The sequence below is a fragment of the Adlercreutzia sp. CNCM I-6207 genome, assembly GCF_977072305.1.
Genome location: NZ_CDRVLZ010000004.1, coordinates 119,364 through 134,704, shown reverse-complemented (window position 1 = coordinate 134,704; position 15,341 = coordinate 119,364). Strand labels below are relative to the sequence as shown.

The 15,341-nt window shown below is 63.3% G+C and carries 15 protein-coding genes; 6 read left to right on the top strand and 9 right to left on the bottom strand.

The features are described from left to right. Positions 1–156 precede the first annotated feature (156 nt). Entirely contained in the window at positions 157–1,698 is a 1,542-nt protein-coding gene (locus ACW4QM_RS03560) for a response regulator transcription factor (RefSeq protein ID WP_455798187.1), read from the top strand. A gap of 101 nt (positions 1,699–1,799) precedes the next feature. On the opposite strand, the gene ACW4QM_RS03555 is transcribed toward ACW4QM_RS03560, so the two are convergent. The 5 genes from ACW4QM_RS03555 to ACW4QM_RS03535 all read right to left on the bottom strand — a co-directional run bounded on the left by ACW4QM_RS03555 (position 1,800) and on the right by ACW4QM_RS03535 (position 6,682). Then, positions 1,800–3,131, bottom strand: coding sequence for a helix-turn-helix domain-containing protein (locus ACW4QM_RS03555; protein WP_455798186.1), 1,332 nt, complete (start codon positions 3,129–3,131; stop codon positions 1,800–1,802). 86 nt (positions 3,132–3,217) lie between these two features. Continuing rightward, positions 3,218–4,393 (bottom strand): SLC13 family permease, encoded by a 1,176-nt coding sequence (locus ACW4QM_RS03550; protein WP_302222532.1) that lies wholly within the window; start codon positions 4,391–4,393, stop codon positions 3,218–3,220. Between the two features lie 632 nt (positions 4,394–5,025). Then, the gene (locus ACW4QM_RS03545; protein ID WP_114539533.1) at positions 5,026–5,454 is read right to left on the bottom strand and encodes an MOSC domain-containing protein; all 429 of its coding nucleotides are present in this window, start codon (positions 5,452–5,454) and stop codon (positions 5,026–5,028) included. A gap of 240 nt (positions 5,455–5,694) precedes the next feature. After that, positions 5,695–6,075 (bottom strand): fluoride efflux transporter CrcB, encoded by a 381-nt coding sequence (gene crcB / locus ACW4QM_RS03540; protein ID WP_114539534.1) that lies wholly within the window; start codon positions 6,073–6,075, stop codon positions 5,695–5,697. Positions 6,076–6,166: 91 nt separating this feature from the next. Continuing rightward, entirely contained in the window at positions 6,167–6,682 is a 516-nt protein-coding gene (locus tag ACW4QM_RS03535) for a hypothetical protein (RefSeq protein WP_157012050.1), read from the bottom strand. 192 nt (positions 6,683–6,874) lie between these two features. Here ACW4QM_RS03535 and ACW4QM_RS03530 point away from each other — a divergent pair, with 192 nt between their 5' ends. The 4 genes from ACW4QM_RS03530 to ACW4QM_RS03515 all read left to right on the top strand — a co-directional run bounded on the left by ACW4QM_RS03530 (position 6,875) and on the right by ACW4QM_RS03515 (position 10,509). Further along, entirely contained in the window at positions 6,875–7,405 is a 531-nt protein-coding gene (locus tag ACW4QM_RS03530) for a GntR family transcriptional regulator (protein ID WP_173112053.1), read from the top strand. Beyond that, a complete protein-coding gene (locus ACW4QM_RS03525) occupies positions 7,402–8,529 on the top strand; it encodes a DUF1648 domain-containing protein (RefSeq protein WP_455798185.1) in 1,128 nt (375 codons plus the stop codon). Before ACW4QM_RS03530 ends, ACW4QM_RS03525 begins: the two co-directional genes overlap by 4 nt. A gap of 68 nt (positions 8,530–8,597) precedes the next feature. Next, on the top strand, positions 8,598–9,794 hold the full coding sequence (locus ACW4QM_RS03520; protein WP_157012048.1) for a DNA-deoxyinosine glycosylase: 1,197 nt from the start codon (positions 8,598–8,600) through the stop codon (positions 9,792–9,794). Between the two features lie 259 nt (positions 9,795–10,053). Next, on the top strand, positions 10,054–10,509 hold the full coding sequence (locus tag ACW4QM_RS03515; protein ID WP_114539538.1) for a hypothetical protein: 456 nt from the start codon (positions 10,054–10,056) through the stop codon (positions 10,507–10,509). A 51-nt stretch (positions 10,510–10,560) separates the two neighbouring features. Here the strand turns inward: ACW4QM_RS03515 and ACW4QM_RS03510 are convergent, their stop codons facing one another. Next, positions 10,561–11,109 carry a phosphatase PAP2 family protein gene (locus ACW4QM_RS03510; protein WP_181869686.1) on the bottom strand — a complete coding sequence of 183 codons (549 nt, stop codon included), beginning with the start codon at positions 11,107–11,109 and terminating at the stop codon, positions 10,561–10,563. A gap of 346 nt (positions 11,110–11,455) precedes the next feature. On the opposite strand from ACW4QM_RS03510, the gene hypB reads away from it, so the two are divergent. After that, positions 11,456–12,136: a hydrogenase nickel incorporation protein HypB gene (hypB, locus tag ACW4QM_RS03505; protein WP_114539540.1), complete on the top strand. Its 681-nt coding sequence runs from the start codon at positions 11,456–11,458 to the stop codon at positions 12,134–12,136. On the opposite strand, the gene ACW4QM_RS03500 is transcribed toward hypB, so the two are convergent. The 3 genes from ACW4QM_RS03500 to ACW4QM_RS03490 all read right to left on the bottom strand — a co-directional run bounded on the left by ACW4QM_RS03500 (position 12,133) and on the right by ACW4QM_RS03490 (position 15,217). Continuing rightward, complete coding sequence (locus ACW4QM_RS03500) at positions 12,133–12,945, bottom strand: MerR family transcriptional regulator (protein WP_161127607.1); 813 nt, start codon at positions 12,943–12,945, stop codon at positions 12,133–12,135. The genes hypB and ACW4QM_RS03500 overlap by 4 nt on opposite strands. A gap of 152 nt (positions 12,946–13,097) precedes the next feature. Continuing rightward, entirely contained in the window at positions 13,098–13,505 is a 408-nt protein-coding gene (locus tag ACW4QM_RS03495; protein ID WP_161127608.1) for a cytochrome c3 family protein, read from the bottom strand. Beyond that, entirely contained in the window at positions 13,505–15,217 is a 1,713-nt protein-coding gene (locus ACW4QM_RS03490) for an FAD-binding protein (protein ID WP_455798184.1), read from the bottom strand. The genes ACW4QM_RS03495 and ACW4QM_RS03490 overlap by 1 nt, the downstream gene beginning before the upstream one ends. Between the last annotated feature and the right edge of the window lie 124 nt (positions 15,218–15,341).

Sequence of the window (15,341 nt, the reverse complement as noted above, 5' to 3'; positions counted from 1 at the left end):
CTTGCGCGCGGTTATTCGAGAAATCACCTCTCTGAGGTGATACCGCTACCAGGGGTTTTCTGAACCTGAGGGAGGCGAGTTGCTATACTTCTCTTTTGAGGAGGGACTCCTGTGGAGTGCGGGTGCGATGACATGAGAGGCTCGGGGAGGGAATCGATGGGAAAGGCGATAACTAAGGACAGCGTATTCGACTCGATGCGCCGTGTTGAGGCGGCGCTCAAGTTGCGCTATATGGGCATTGGGTTTGTCTGGGCGTGGTTGTATTGCACCTATGCAACGTCAGCGGTGTTTCCCTACCGAAGCGGTCAGTCCATCAACTCCGATGAATCATGGCTCCTCTCGGCGGTAGCTGTCGTGCTCGGATTTCTCGTCGGTGGCTTGTTGCTGAGTCGAAGACCGCTCGGGGGCCACTGCTTACGAAGATTTTCCATAGCGGCAGCGCTGCTTTTGGCGGCGGGAACCATTGTTTCGGCTCTGGGCGCATTTGCATTGGGGCTTGCGTGGCTGGGAGGGGCCATGACAGGCGTGGGCTATGCGTTGCTCAGTCTGCTGTGGGCCCGTGCGCTCATGGTGCTGGATGTGGAGGAGCTGGAAGCGGTAGTGCCTCTCTCGTCGCTAGTTATCGTGCCGTGTGTTGTGGTATACCCTCTGCTGGAGGGGGTTGTGGGCGTAGTGGCGACGGCGTCGCTGCCGCTGATGTCCGGCGTCTTGCTTCTCCTTTGCTTGCGTGAGGGGGCTAAACGGTGCGGCGTCGAAGAGGCGGCGTCAGGCGTTGGGGGGATGTCGCCCTACCTCAAGGAAGCTGAAGCGTCGGGCGCCGCTTCAGCTTCGTCGGGTGCCGGCGCGTCTCTATCCCGACGCTTCGGAATTGCAGAATCGTGGGGCTTCTATCTTGGACGCGTCGCGGTTGTTCTCGTGGTGCTGTATCTCGCCATCGGGTGGCAGGCCGCTTTGGCCGATGTCCGCGACAGTATGCATGCGCTCATCGATCTTGATGTCTCCATGCTCATTTCCAGCCTTGCCAGCGTAGCTTTGGGCATTGCCATCGTATTCTTTTCGAGAAGGGTGAGTTTCACGGGGTTGTTCCGCTGGGCGGTTCCGTGCGTGATCATAACGCTTGTACTGCATGGGTCTTCCGGTCTGTGGGCCGGATTTGTCTCCAACTCCATCGGGGATACTCTTGATTCGCTCATTCAGGTGCTGGTGTATTTGTTTGCGATCACTCTTGCCAAGCAAGGAAAGGCGCCTGTGGCCTTGGGCGTGGGGCTTCTCAATGGCTCCGTGCAGCTGGGTGTGCTTTTTGGCAACCTTGCGGGGAGCGCATGCGCTGGTCCCGCCGCGGCGTCTTCTGAGGTTGCCTTTCTGTCGGCGCTCATCTGCCTCGTGGCCCTCGTTGGCATTGTGGCGCCCCAGCGCGAACCGATTGAAGTGCGGCCGATGGCTGAGGCGGGTTCGGATGCGCTTGAGCACTCACTCATGGTGGGGTGCGAACTGCTGCAGAAGAAATTCGGCCTGTCTGATCGCGAGACGGAAATTGCCTTTCTCCTAGCCCGTGGTTACAGTCGTCCCTATATCCGCGAGAAGCTGTTCATCTCCAAGAACACGGTGGCAACGCATATCAGGCACATCTATGGAAAACTCGGCATTCACTCGAAAGAGGAACTTATCGATTTAGCTACCGAGGCGGCAAGGAAATAGAAGGCTCGGAGCTGCCTCTTCTCTCGATGCCTTTACGGAGATGCCTTTGTGGGCGTTTTCTGGGCGCGATGGGCAGGGCGGTGCTTGGTCGTGTGTTGCTTCTAGCCGAACAGCAGATGCAAGAAATCGATGCGCTTCTGCAACCCTTCGTAGATGAAATCGGTGCGGCCGTACATTGAAGGGTTCTCGTCGAGAAAATCGCTGGCCCATTCGGGGAATCCCGCGAGTTTGTCCAGATCGAGCCAAGAGGTGTCGCCTATGAGACGCAGCTGCCGGTCGGCGTCTTCGTAGAAGGGACGCATATCCACCACGAAGGGCGTGTAAGCCAGCTCTCGCGTGGGCACGCGGCACCAGAGGCTCGAGCCGGTGTCGAACAACGGGGCAGCGCGGTACTCGAGGGTTTCCACATCGCGGATGAGACCGAAGTTGCGCCAGTGGCGATCGGTGTTGGCCATGATGTCGTCGCAGAGGATCATCTTTCCGAGGGCTGTTTCGATGTCTTCCACACCCAGCGCGGCGCAGCATTCCACGTAATGGCGGTAGCTGTCGCGGTGGGGAACCTGGGGGAGAACATCGTTCACGTAGTAGGCGGGGATGAGTTCCTCGGTGGGGCCGACGAAGTTCGGGCATGAACTGACCGGCGCGCCGCCCCATTCGATCAGCGTGTAGGGAACGTAGTCCCCTTCAGACAGCAGGCGCGAGAAAAGCTCCGTGGCGATGACCTCGTTGTAGGGTTCCTGATCGAGCAGCGTGCCGCCCTTGAGCAGGCGTCGCTCGCCATTGCGGCACACCCAGCGTTTGGAAAGAACGCCGTCGGAGGTGTTGTCAGGGGAGTCGAGGCCCACGTCGGCCATCCATTCTTCGACCGGCGCTTCGGAGAAATCGTTCTCGAAGTAGTTGACGTCGCTCCAGCGAATCCCGCTTCCATAGGGCTTGATCCAGTACTGGTCGGAAAGGGAGAGCCCCATACTTTTGAAGGGGAGATCATAGGTGTCGGCAATGCCGAGCTCGACCAGCTTCGCTTCGATGCCGTGGCGCGCCTTCGGAATGGCACGATGACACCACCAGTAGGAAAGTGCGGTTTTCGAGGCTTTTGTTCCCCGCGGGGACATGATGGAAAGGGGAGCTCGCTTGGCATCGATGATCTCATCGGCATCGAGAAATTCCCCTGTCGAGGCATCGAAACGGAAAGCGAGCACCTCATGGTCGCGGTTCATGAGCAGGTAACGGGAGATGTTTGGCTGGCTCAGGCGCGCGCTTGGTCGGCCGCGACCGGGGTTGTGCTCGCGGCGTGCCTCGACGCTCTTTTCGTCTATGAGCCAAATGCCCGCAACTTGTTCGGCGGCTAACACGCCGCTTCTGATGAGCTGGCGAACACGGGTGGGACTCACGCCGAGCTTTGCGCTGGCTTCGGCAACGGTAATGCTGAACATAGGCTCCTCCAAAAAATCTTTCGATTGCGAAATATTATCACGGAATTATTAATTCTAGAAAAATCTTTCGAAATCGAAAGATTTTTCTAGAAGGAAGACGCCATCCCGCAAGCAATCAAGAGAATGGCCAGGAAACCAAAGTTCAGCACGCTGAACAGGGCGAGGAAGCGACCAGTGGATAGCTCGGGCAACGCGGTCGCTCGGGGGAAGATTTTGCGCACGCTGGTGAAGTGCTGCAGCGTGATGAGGCTCGCAAGTGAGCCAACAAGGGTGCCGGCGCCTCCGATGTTCACGCCGACGAGCAGGGGCTGCCATGCGCCCGTGAAGTGGGAGAGCAGCACAGCGGCGGGCACGTTGCTGATGATCTGGCTTAAGCCGGCGCTCACGAGCAGGCCGTGATCGGCCATGAGGGGCGAGAGCCATGCGGACACCTCTGGCACGCGCGCCAGGTTGCCCGCGAACACGAAGAAGCAGGCGAAGGTGGCGAGTAGGCCCCAGTCCACGGCGGCCAAGGCGCGCCGGTCGAGGGCGGCGAGCGCGGCGGCTACGACGGCGACGGCGGCGGCGACGGGCACGATGCGGAATACGGCCAGCAAAGTGAGGGCGACAAGCGCTCCGTAGATTGCCAGGCGCCGTCGGCTGAGCGGCATCGGCACGGCGAGACTGCGCGTATCGTCTCGGCCACAGCTGCCGTTCGACTGACCGCACAGCCACCAGGTGCAGGCGACGATGCCGGCGGTCGACAGCGCGAAGGGCAGTGCCATAGCGGCCAGGAAATCGCCGAGGTCGAGCCCGTAGTAGGAATAGAGATACAGGTTCTGCGGGTTGCCGAAGGGGACGATCATCCCGCAGAGGTTCGCAGCCAGACTTTGCAGAACGAACACGGGCGCCACGAGACGGGGGAGGTTTGCGCCCATAAGGGTGGCTGCCGAAAGTGGCAGCATCATGATAAGGGCCATGTCGTTGGTTGCCACGCATGAAAGCCCGGCCGTCGTGAGCACGAGGGCCAGCGCGAGGGGCCTAGGACTGCGAAACCGTGCGATGACGGCGCGGGCCGCCCGGTCGAAAGCGCCCATGAGCCGCAGTGCGCTTGCCACGGCCAGCACGCAGAACAGGCATCCAAGGGTCTTCCAATCGAAATACCCCAGATAGGCCTCGTCGGGCGGCACCGCCAGGGCGGAAGCCGCAGCCGCCATCGCCGCCACCACAAGCACGGCGTGCTCGCGTAGGAAGGCAGCAGGAGTGGTGGCGGAGATACGCAAGGGACGCTCTTTCTCGAAACAGGACAGTGCCCGTAGTGTACCCCAACGTCGCACAAACAAAGAGCGCCGTTACCGGGATGAGCAGTAGCCCCGAGCCACCCGGGAAGGGCTTTGCTCTCGAGGGAGGCCTTTTTTGCACGAGATCTCGAGTTATAAGCGTCTGAACTCTGCGTTGCGTTCGGTCTTCGGAAGAAGTTTTTGGAAAACGCCTGGTCAAAGCTTCGCGCGCATCGAGACTATTCCGGGTCACTGAAGGATCTGTCCCCTAAGGGGCTCATAACCGGTGATTTGCTGCAATTTCGAGGTGGTTCGTCGACCGAGAACGTGAGTGAGTGCTCTTATGCCTATCTTTTATGGGCCATGACGAACATGCAGTTGCTTTTGACGAGAGTGCCCGCGACAATAGGGAAAACGATGCGGAAAGCGGCGGCCCGGCCGCCGCTTCGAAGCAGGCGTCTCGGAAGAGGCCATCGACGAGTTCGTTACCCCCTACGCCGAGTAGCCGCGCAGTTTAACCTTCACAAAACTGGTCAAGTTGCCTTGCCAATTATTGAAAAACTGGCAGAGTTACTTGGCCAGTTACGGGGACGTTAGATTCTGCGCGTCCCCGCTGTCTGCCTCTTCGCGACCTGCTATGCGATCTCGATAAGGTCGCCGGGGGCGATGGTGCCGCCGGCGAGCACCTTGCAGAAGACACCCTCCCGGGGCATGATGCAGTCGCCCATCTGGTGGTAGATGGCGCAGTGGGCGTGGCACTGCTTGCCGATTTGGGTCAGTTCCAGCACCACGTCGTTGCAGACGAAGCGCGTGCCGATGGGGAGGCTTTTCAGGTCGAAGCCCTCGACGATGATGTTCTCGCCGAACGCCCCATGGCCCACTTCGGCGCCGCGGTTCTTGAATGCCTCGATCTGCTCGTAGGGCAGAAGGCTCACCTGGCGGTGCCACGGCGCAGCGTGGGCGTCGCCCTCGATGCCCCAGTTGGGCCTAAGCTCGATGACGGCTTGCTCGGTTTTCTGGATTCCCTTGATATCGCTCGTGCATACGGCTTTGATCACGCCCATGATGCACCTTTCTCGCTGGCGATGGGTCGTGCGCCACTCTCGACCCACCCGGTGCATAGGATTTGGCCCCCGACCCGCTGCACGACGCTGAAGGGGAAATGCCGGCGCGCCCAAATTCTAGCGAACCCCTAGACTATTTGCAAGCGGGGATAGTAGAAGCGAATGCTCCTTTACCAGTTTTAGAGCCTTTAGAATTTTTAGCAGTCTTAGCCAAGGCCCCCGACGCGGCTCTTCTGGCGTCTAGCCTGTCGGCATGAGCGCGCGAGCGAGCACCTTTCCGACCAGCACGCCGGCGACGCACAAAACGACGCTGACCAGGGCGTAGGCGCCGGCGATGGCGTATTGGCCGCCCTCGATGAGCTCGAGGGTCTCCAGCGAGAAGGTGGAGAACGTCGTGAACCCGCCGCATAAGCCCACCTTCAAAAACAGCACCGCCTCGCGGGAAAGGGCGCCGGCGGCCAGCTCGGAGGTCTCCACGATGGCCCCTATGGCCACCGACCCCAGGAAGTTGATGAGCAGCGTCATGAGCGGCAGCTCGCTTCCCAGCGGGATGAGCCCCAGGCCGTAGCGTCCCATGGCGCCCAGCGCGCCGCCCGCTCCCACGCACAACAGGCCCATCATCGCTCGCTCTCCTTTTCCTTGATTTCGTCGCGCGCCCAGTATACGCCATCGGGGAAGAACGCGCTGCGCCATTGGGGGAGCGCGCGCCCCTCTAGCGGCGGGTGCGGCGCACGCCGTCGGGGAGGCCCGCTTCGGGCATGCGCAGGGTGCCGGCCTTCTCGCGGCGGCGCATGTCCCACAGCATGATCGCGGCCACGGCCAGAAGCGGCAGGCCGCCCACGATGCCCGTGCACAAGGGCCCCACGAAGGGGTTGCCGCCCGAAAGCGAGAACAGCGTCACGCCGTTAGTCGTGCCGTTCGCGGCCCCGTGCCCGATGGCCGCGGCAAACGTGGAGCCGGTGCGGATGGTCACGTAGCTGAGGAAGATGGCGAGCACGGTGCACCAGGCGCACATTTGGAATCCCTCGCGCGTCACGAGGCGCGTGAGCACCACGCCCAGGGCGGGGAAGAGCATGGTGAGCGCCACGGAGACCATGTAGGCGAGGTCGGGCGAGAGGAACTCGCTCGCGTAGGGGGCGGTGCCTTGGGCGATGGGGTACACCACGAGAAAGTCGTAGGCGTAGGTGATGCCGAAGGTGATGGCGAGAAAGACAAGGGCGCGTTTCATAGCGGAGTCCTTTCGTCGGGAACGAGCGGGCAGGGCTTCGGGTGGCCGCGGCGGCTTTCGCGGGGCGACGAGAAGCCGATCGCCCGTATTTTGTTCTATGACAACTAGAACAGTTTATGTTATACTCCGAGTAGAACAAGAAGTCAATGGCCCGTAGCGCGCCGCTACGGGCCGCTCGGAAAGGACGCCCCCATGCTCATCGCCGTCGACGCCGCGGCCGCCGAGCCGCTCTACCTGCAGATACGCAACCAGATTGTGGCCGGCATCGCCACCGGCCAGCTGGAGCCGGGCCAGTCGCTGCCCTCAGTGCGCTCCCTAGCGAGTGACTTGGGCATCAACCTGCACACGGTGAACAAGGCCTACGCGGTGCTGCGCGACGAGGGCTACGTGCGCATGCGCGGTCGCGCCGGGGCGGTGATCGCCGATCCAGCTGCCGCCGATCGCGCCGACGCCGACGCATCGGCCCAAGTGAAGATGGAGGACGACCTCTTCAAGCTGGCCTTGGCCTTCCGAGCCCGGGGCGGCGCGCGCGGCCAGTTTCTGGAAGCGGCCGCTGCCCAGGCCGCACGCGCCTACGGGGTGATGGAAGATGCCGAGCCCGCCCCGCGCCCGACGCGGAAGAAGAAGGCTGCCGGTGGGTCGTCGGTGGCGGCCGCGGGTGCAGGCACGTCGTCGGTGGCAGGTGCGGCTGCAGCCGCGGGCGAGGCGGTGGTGCCCCAATGAGCGTGACGTCTCCCGTAATTCCTCTTCTCGGGCTTTTGACCCTCGTCGTTCCCCTCATGGGCGTGCTCATGGCGCTCACGCCCTACCTCATGCCGAAGCGCGAGTTCTTTGCCGTCACGGTGCCCGACGATGTGGCGCGCGATCCTTATCTGCGCCGCCTGAAACGCACCTATCTTGCGATCATGCTGGCGCTTGCGGCGGCGGCAACGATTGCGTGCGCGGCAGCCCTTGCGCTCGATCCCGAGCACGCCTTCGTCGCGACGCTGGTCGTGGCCGCCCTCGTCCTGTGCGTGGGCGGCTACGCCCTCATGCTGTATTTCCGCGCGAAGGTGCAGCGCTACAAAAAGGCTCAGGGCTGGGTGGCCGAGGGGCGCCGCAGCGCGGGATTTATCGGCGACGAGCCCTTCCCGAAGCCTTTGTCCCTCGCCTGGGATCTGCTGTACGTGCCCGTGATCCTCATTACGCTGGCCATGGGCATCGTGGGCTATCCCGCCATGCCCGACAAGGTGCCCCTGCACATGGATTTGGCGGGGAAAGTGAACGAGTGGGCCGGCAAGTCGCCGGGCGTCGTCGCGTTCCCCGTACTGTTCGTGCTGTTCATCGCCGTATGCCTCACCGTGGCCCATTGGGTGATTCTGCGATCGAAAAAGGGCAGCGACCCCGCCATGCCGGCGGCGAGCGCCTGGGCCTACGGCATGTTCGCCCGCGCTCAGAGCGTGATGCTCGTCGGCATGGGTCTGCTCGTGAGCTTGCTGGGGCCCGTTATCCAGCTGACGTTTCTCGGCGTGCTTTCCATGGCCCAGGCTCTCGTGCCCATCGGGGTCGTGGTGGCGGTCATACTGGTGGCGAGCACCGCGGTGAGTCTCGTGTACGGCCAGAACGGCAGCCGCCTGCTCGCCCGGGTGAGCGCCGACGGGCGCGGCGGCGCCATGCCGCGCGACAACGACCGGTATTGGAAGGGTGGCATCTTCTACGTGAACCCCGACGACCCGGCGCTGTTTCTGCCTGAGCGCTTCGGTATCGGCTGGACGATCAATTTGGGGCGCCCCGCAGCGTGGGCTTTTGTGGTAGGCTTCGCTCTGGTGATCGCGGGATTCATCGCGGCGTCGTTTCTGCTCACCTAAGGAGTCGGGCGCAAGCGGCCGTTCGCGTCCCGCCGGGGCCATCGCGCGAGGAGCAAAGGGAGGCTGCCATGAAAGATTGCGCCCAGCCGCTGCAGCACATCGAGCACGGTATTCCGCCGGTGTTTGACGAGCGCTCGGAGGTGCTCGTGCTGGGCACGATGCCCTCGCCGAAATCGCGCGAGGCGGCGTTTTTCTACGGGCATCCGCAGAACCGGTTCTGGCGCGTGCTCGCTGCGCTGTTCGACGAGCCGGTGCCCGAGGACAACGCCGAGCGCGCCGATCTGCTGCTGCGCCATCACATCGCGCTGTGGGACGTGCTGGAAAGCTGCGACATCCGGGGCGCCTCGGACGCCTCCATCGCCAACCCCCACCCCAACGATCTGTCGCGCGTTTTGGAAAAGGCGCCGGTGCGCCGGGTGTTCTGCACGGGTGCGGCGGCGGGGCGCTACTACGCGAAGCTATGCGAGGCTGCCAGTGGCTTGGCCGCCGAGGTGCTGCCCTCGCCGAGCCCGGCCAACGCGGCCTGGTCTCTGCCGCGTCTTGTGGAAGCCTATCGTCCCGTAGCCGATGCGACGACCCCCTTTAAGCCTCCCGTGCTTGAGGTGTCCCAGGTGGTGGCGCTCGAGCGGGCCATCGCGGAGGCGGGCACGCCGCTCGACGCGCTCATGCGCCGCGCCGGCCGCTTCCTCGCCTTCGAGGCGTGTAAGGCGCTGGAAGGGATGGAAGGCGCGAAGGAAATAGTCATCCTCTGCGGCAGCGGCAACAACGGCGGCGACGGCTGGGTGGCCGGGGAGTACCTGGACCGCTGGGGCATTCCCGTCTGTCTCGTGACAGCGGTGGAGCCCGCGGCGCTTACGGCCGAGCCGGCTCGCGCGGCCGCCCTGCGGGCGACGGCGTCCCTGAGCGCGCACAGCCAGGTGGTTCTCGCGCCGACGGACGCGGAGGTGTCGGCCCTGCTTAACGGCGCCTCGCTCGCCATCGATGCCCTTTTGGGCACTGGGTTCGCCCACGAGACGGTGAAGGCGCCCTTCGACGGCTGGATCCGCGCTCTCAACGCTGCCCGCGACCGAGGCACGTTCGTGGTGGCCGCCGACGTGCCGAGCGGGCTTTCGGCCCAGATGGGCCGCGCGGCGAAAGATGTCGTGCGCGCCGACCTCACCGCCACGATGATCGTGCCGAAGCCGGGTCTTACCGCCGGAGATGGCCCTGCGCACTGCGGCCGCGTCGTGGTCGCGCCGATCGCCTACATCGAGCCGCTCGTCTAGAACTTGCCAGAATTGGCCATCGCAGAATACGCGGGGATCGGGCCGAACTGCTGCCCCGCATCGCATTTCGACTGACGCGGATGCGTGTGGCCCCTATAAGGTTTCCGCAAGTTGAAATTTTGCTGTCGAGACCATGTGCCTTATGGAAGTGGGCGGGCGCGGGTGCTATGGTGCCCAGGAAAAACTAGTGGCCGCGCGGTGCCCGCGCCGAAAAGAGACGAGCGCGTCGCAGCGGCATTCAGCCAAAGGAAAACTCGCCATGTTCAAAGTTCGCTCGAAGTACCTGCTGCTCATCGCGGCGGCCGTGTGGCTCATCGCTGGAAGCCAAGTCGCCCGCATGGGCATCGAGGCCATCGCGGCCGGCAACGGCAACCCGTGGCTTCTGCTCATCGGCATCCCCGCCACCTTCGTCGTCTTCCACATGATGTTCTCCAAGCTGGTGGGCAAGCATGCCGCCCGCATCCGCAGCTACGGCGAGGAGAAGATGCACGTGCTGAAGTTCTTCGATGTGCGCGGCTACCTCATTATGGCCGTCATGATGGGCGGCGGCATCGCCCTGCGCTCCTTCCATCTGGTGCCGGGTTGGTTCATCGCCTTCTTCTACACCGGTCTCGGCATCGCGCTCGCGCTTGCCGGCGTGGGCTTCCTCGTGCACTACTTTCATCGCGACGGGTATATCACCTGCCCCGTGACCGGGAAGGTGCGAGAGGGATAGGGGCTTCGGTCTCAAGGTGATTCCTCGCGTGCCCGTTTCGCGCGTCGGCGCCTAAGTGTGCGATTGCGATCGCCGTTCCTGAAGTTTGCGGCTTGCCGCTTCGACGATTTTGGCGGCGGCGAATCCCGCGAGCAGCCCGACGACGGTCCCCGCCAGCACATCGGTGGGGTAGTGCACGTAGCAGTACAGCCGCGTGAGCGCCATGAGCACCGCGCCGATGCCGACGACGATGACAAGAGGTTTGGGCCCCTTCGAGAAAAGCAGCGCCCCGAACGCGGCGAAGGCGGCGGTAGCGTGCCCGGAGGGAAACGACGAGCCGTGGGGCCGATCGACGATCATGGGCACGAGCGGGTTCACGTCGCACGGTCGCGGGCGCATGATCAGGGGCTTTAGAATGCCGCTCGTGACAATGGCGCCGATGAGAACGGCGACGAGGACGGCCGCGCCCAGCTTGCGCGTCTTTGGAATGATGGCGAGCACGATGCCGAGCAGGATCCAAATCTGGCCGACGTCGCTCGTGCTCGTATAGGCGGCAACAAGGGCGTCGAGCCAGGGTGTGTGGATGAGCTGGATGGCATCCAGGATGGCAAGTTCGTTCACGGCAGGGGAGGCGAGTGTCTTAAAGGGAAGGCTTCGGGGAAAGGCTCGCCCCGCGCTCCTTTCAGGCACAAGGCTACAGGAAGCGGCGCCGGCGGGCAACCCGTCGCGCTCTCAAAAACGCAATGCCGATCGTCCCGAAGCGCTCCATCGGCTGCGATATCCATGGTTTTCCAGGTAATCCGCGCGCTTGCTTGCCCATGCGCGAACGCGGCGATGCGCATTCGGCAATCCGCATAGCCGATTCCCTTTCTGCATTGCCCAAAGGGCGCTGCGCCCGTTACTATGGAACTGAACAGTATTTGGAAGGCGCCGGGCGGCAGGGCTCGGCGCCGGCGAAGGAGGCATCATGGATCAGACGCGCGTCATCGAAGTGAAGAAGAACATCCTGGCGGCCAACGACGAGGCGGCCGACGCCTTCCGCGCGGCGCGCGCCCAGGAGGGCACGTTCTTCGTGGACGTCATGGCGAGCCCGGGCGCCGGCAAGACGACGCTTTTGCTCGCGCTCATCCGCGAGCTGCGTGCCCGGGGCGTCGAGGCCCTCGGCGTCATCGAGGCCGACCTGGAATCCGACGTGGACGCCCTCAAGATCAAGGAGGCCGGCGTCGCCTCCGTGGAGCTGAACACCCGCGGGGTGTGCCATGTGGAGATGGGCATGGTCACCATGGCCTTCGAGGCCTTCGACGGCGACCGCTTCGACTACCTGTTCCTTGAGAACATCGGCAACCTCGTGTGCCCAGCCGACTTCGATACCGGCGCCCACACCCGCGTCATGCTGCTGAGTGTCCCCGAGGGCTGGGACAAGGTCATGAAGTACCCGCCCATGTTCGCCGCTGTGGACGCGCTCATCGTCACGAAGTGCGATTACCTGCCCTTGAACGAGGATTTCGACATGGATCGCCTGAAAGAGCAGGCGCGCCTTTTGAACCCCGCGCTCGACATCTTCGTCACGAGCGCCCGCACCGGCGAGGGCATGGCCGAGCTCGCCGACTGGATGCAAGCCCAGCGCGCCGAGAAGGTGCAGGGTTAGGCGCCCGCGGTCTCTTCAACAGGCACGTAGAGAACCTCGATGTCGCTGCCCTCGCCGTCTAGGTTGAGGAACGTCGGCATGATGAGGATGTCCCCGCAGATGGTCAGGCCATGGGCGTCGAGGTGCTCGAACAGTCCGTCGAACGTCTCCTTCTGAATAGACTCCTCGCGGGTGACCATGCGGCGGAATCGCAGGCACCGGCCGAGACGCAGGCGCTTGACGTGCTCGCGGGCATAGGGGGAGAGGAAATGCTCCTCGCCCACGGATACGGTGTTGATGTAATCAGGATCTACCGAAGGGCTGCTGTCCAGCAGATTTTCTCGCGTGATGATGCGCGCGCAGCTCGTGATGCTGAGCAGATCGTAGTACTCGGCGAGCACCTTCTCGTTCTCCATGGAAACGGTGAAGTCGCGGCCGTGGGAGGCGTTCACGTACAGCTGATCGGGGATGTGCACGAGCTTGAAATCCACCTTGCCGTCGGTCTCCAGCACGTCCAGCACGCTTTCGATGCGCCGCTGGCGATAATCGAGCAGGATGCGCTCGTGTTCCAGCTTCTGGCGCTGCTCCTGCAGCGATTCACGGAACTCGGCGGTGTCCTGCTTGGCGTCCAGCATCTCGATGGCCTCGCTGATGCTGAAACCGTACTGCAAAAGCACGCGGAAGGCGTTCGAGCGAAAGGCGTCCTCGGGGGTGAACACGCGGTAGCCGTTCTCCATGCGGTCGGACAGCACGAGCCCGTGCTTCTCGTAGAAGCGGATCTTCGATTGGGTCATGCCGGTCATGGCGGCGAATTGCTTCATCCGGTACATGGTCTACCTCCCCAAAGATGCTGGTGGATGAATTTCTATGATAGCTCGTTTCCTCGGGAGCGCGCGGCGCAGGAAAAACCGAGGGCATGGAAAACCCCGGCCGACTAGAAGCCTGACCGGGGTTTTCCGGAGGGGCTCAAAGGATTGAGCGCTTACAGGAACAGAGAGTCCTCGTGGTAGTCGGAGCCTTCCGCCGAGTACGTGTGGCAGTTGGCGCACCAGTTCCGCGTGACTTCCTGGCCCTTCTCATGGCAATTGTCGCAGGAGTTGTAGCCTCCATGGATGGAAGAGTGGGGATTCCACTGCCCGTACTTCTCGGTGTTGGCCGCGTTGGCCTCAAAGGAGCCGCCGTGGCAGGCCAGACACGCCTCGTCGGACACGTAGGGGCCGGTGGGATCGGTCGGGTCGGCCGCGGTCTGCTCGGTGGCAGCACCCGTATCGGCCATGTCGGTCCCGCCTGCATTGGTGGTCGGCGCGCAGCCTGCTTGGGCCAAGGCTGCCACGAGGGCGACGGTGGAAAGCGCGATCAGCGCCTTTGCGTTCAGATTCTTCTTAGCCATTAGTTGCCTCCGTTCACCATATGATCGGCGGCCACGTATCCGAAGGTGGCGGCGCGTCCCACGGACGTGCCGGGAATGTGGCGCGGATAATTGCCCGAGTAGAAGCTGCCCGAGGCGTTGCCCGTGGCGTAAAGACCCTCGATGGGGGCGCCCGTCGTGTCGAGCACCTGGGCGCTTCCGTTGATGGCCAGGCCGCCCACCGTGGCCAAGATGACGTTCGTCGTGAGCAGCGCATAGTAGGTGCCACCGGTGAAGGCCTGGTTGTTGCCCGTGTAGCGGTAGTACTCCGGATCGCGCTCGACGGCATCGGCGAACAGCTGGTTGTACTCGTTGATGGTAGTCTCCAGGGCGCCGCCGTCGATGCCGGCCTTCTGCGCCACCTCGGCGATGGAGGAACCGCGGAACAGGTGCCCCTTGGCCTCATCGCGATCGAGCTGTCCGGCGGCCGCCTCGCCGCCCTTGTCCAGCGAGCTTTGGATCATGGCCTGATCGAAGATGCAGAAGCAGGTGTGCCCGCGGCGGATCTGCAAGTTCATGGCGTTGCCCGCATACTGGCGCGGATTGTTCTCGTTGGTGAAGCGTTTGCCCTCTTCGGTGACCATGATGCCCCAGTTCATCGCGCCGGGGAAGTACACACGCTTCTCCACGAAGGTGGAGGGCGTGGCGTTGCTGAAGTTCATAACCGGCTGGGGCAGCGAGTCCATCTCGGCGCCTACGGCCAGGCCCATCATGTGGCCGTCGCCGGTGGTTCCCCAGGAAGGATTCCACCAGGAGGAGTACTCGTAGTCCTCGGGGCGCACCCAGGCCTGCATCATCTCGGGGTTGGCATCGTAGCCGCCGGTGGCCAGAAGGACGCCTTTGCTCGCGTTGATGCGGATGTAGCCGTCGGCGGTTTTCGCAATGGCACCCGTCACGCGGTTGGCCTCTTTCACCAGCTGCACGGCGGGGCATTCGTAGCGCACCTCGGCGTTGTCGTACATCGACAGCGCCTTCAGCAGATCCTCGCACACGTGCAGGCCGAAGAGCCACGTCTTCGAGATGCCCTCCGGCATCTTGAAGTTGACGTAGGAGTCGATCACGGGGAAGCCGTTGTAGTTCGGCGCCTGGTCGAACTTGTAGATCTGCCAGCCGGTGCCCGTCTTGTCGAACATGGCCTGCCAGAAATCGGCCACCTCGCCGGAGTGCTTCACGTAGGACGTGACGACCTCCGGATCGGCGCGCCAGTCGCTCGCCCGCAGGATCTCGTCGATGAGCTGGGCGTCATCGACGACGATGCCCTGCTCCTTCTGGAAGGTGGCCTGGGTGGCACCGAAGCTCTCCCAGGCGGAGCGGCCCTCGGTCATCTTCTCGATCATGAGGACCTTCGCACCCTCCTCGGCGGCTTTGAGACTCGCCATGATGCCGCCGATGCCGGCGCCGATGACGAGCACCTCGGTGTCGGCGGTGGATACGATTTCGTCATCGCCGATGGTGCGGTCTTCGAAGGCCACCGGTCCGTGGGGGCCGGGGCATTCGGCGTGGCGCATCGGCAAAAGCGATGCGTCCTCTCCCAAGGCCTGGGAGTACGGGTTGGCCGTTGCGGCTGCCTCGCCAGATGCTGTGCCTTCCTCGGCGAAGGCCACGCCGGCCCCGCCGAGCGCCAGGGCCCCGACCATGCCGGTGGCTCCCGCGCCTTTGAGGAAGTCTCGCCGCGATAGCTTGCTTAGGGTCATAGATTCCCTCCTTCTCGCGATTGGTATTTTGCGCATCTTCTCCTAATACCATGCACAAAATCGACACAACCCGAGGTTAAACCCTCAACCTAGTTGAGGGTCAAGAGGATTTTTCCAAAAAGAT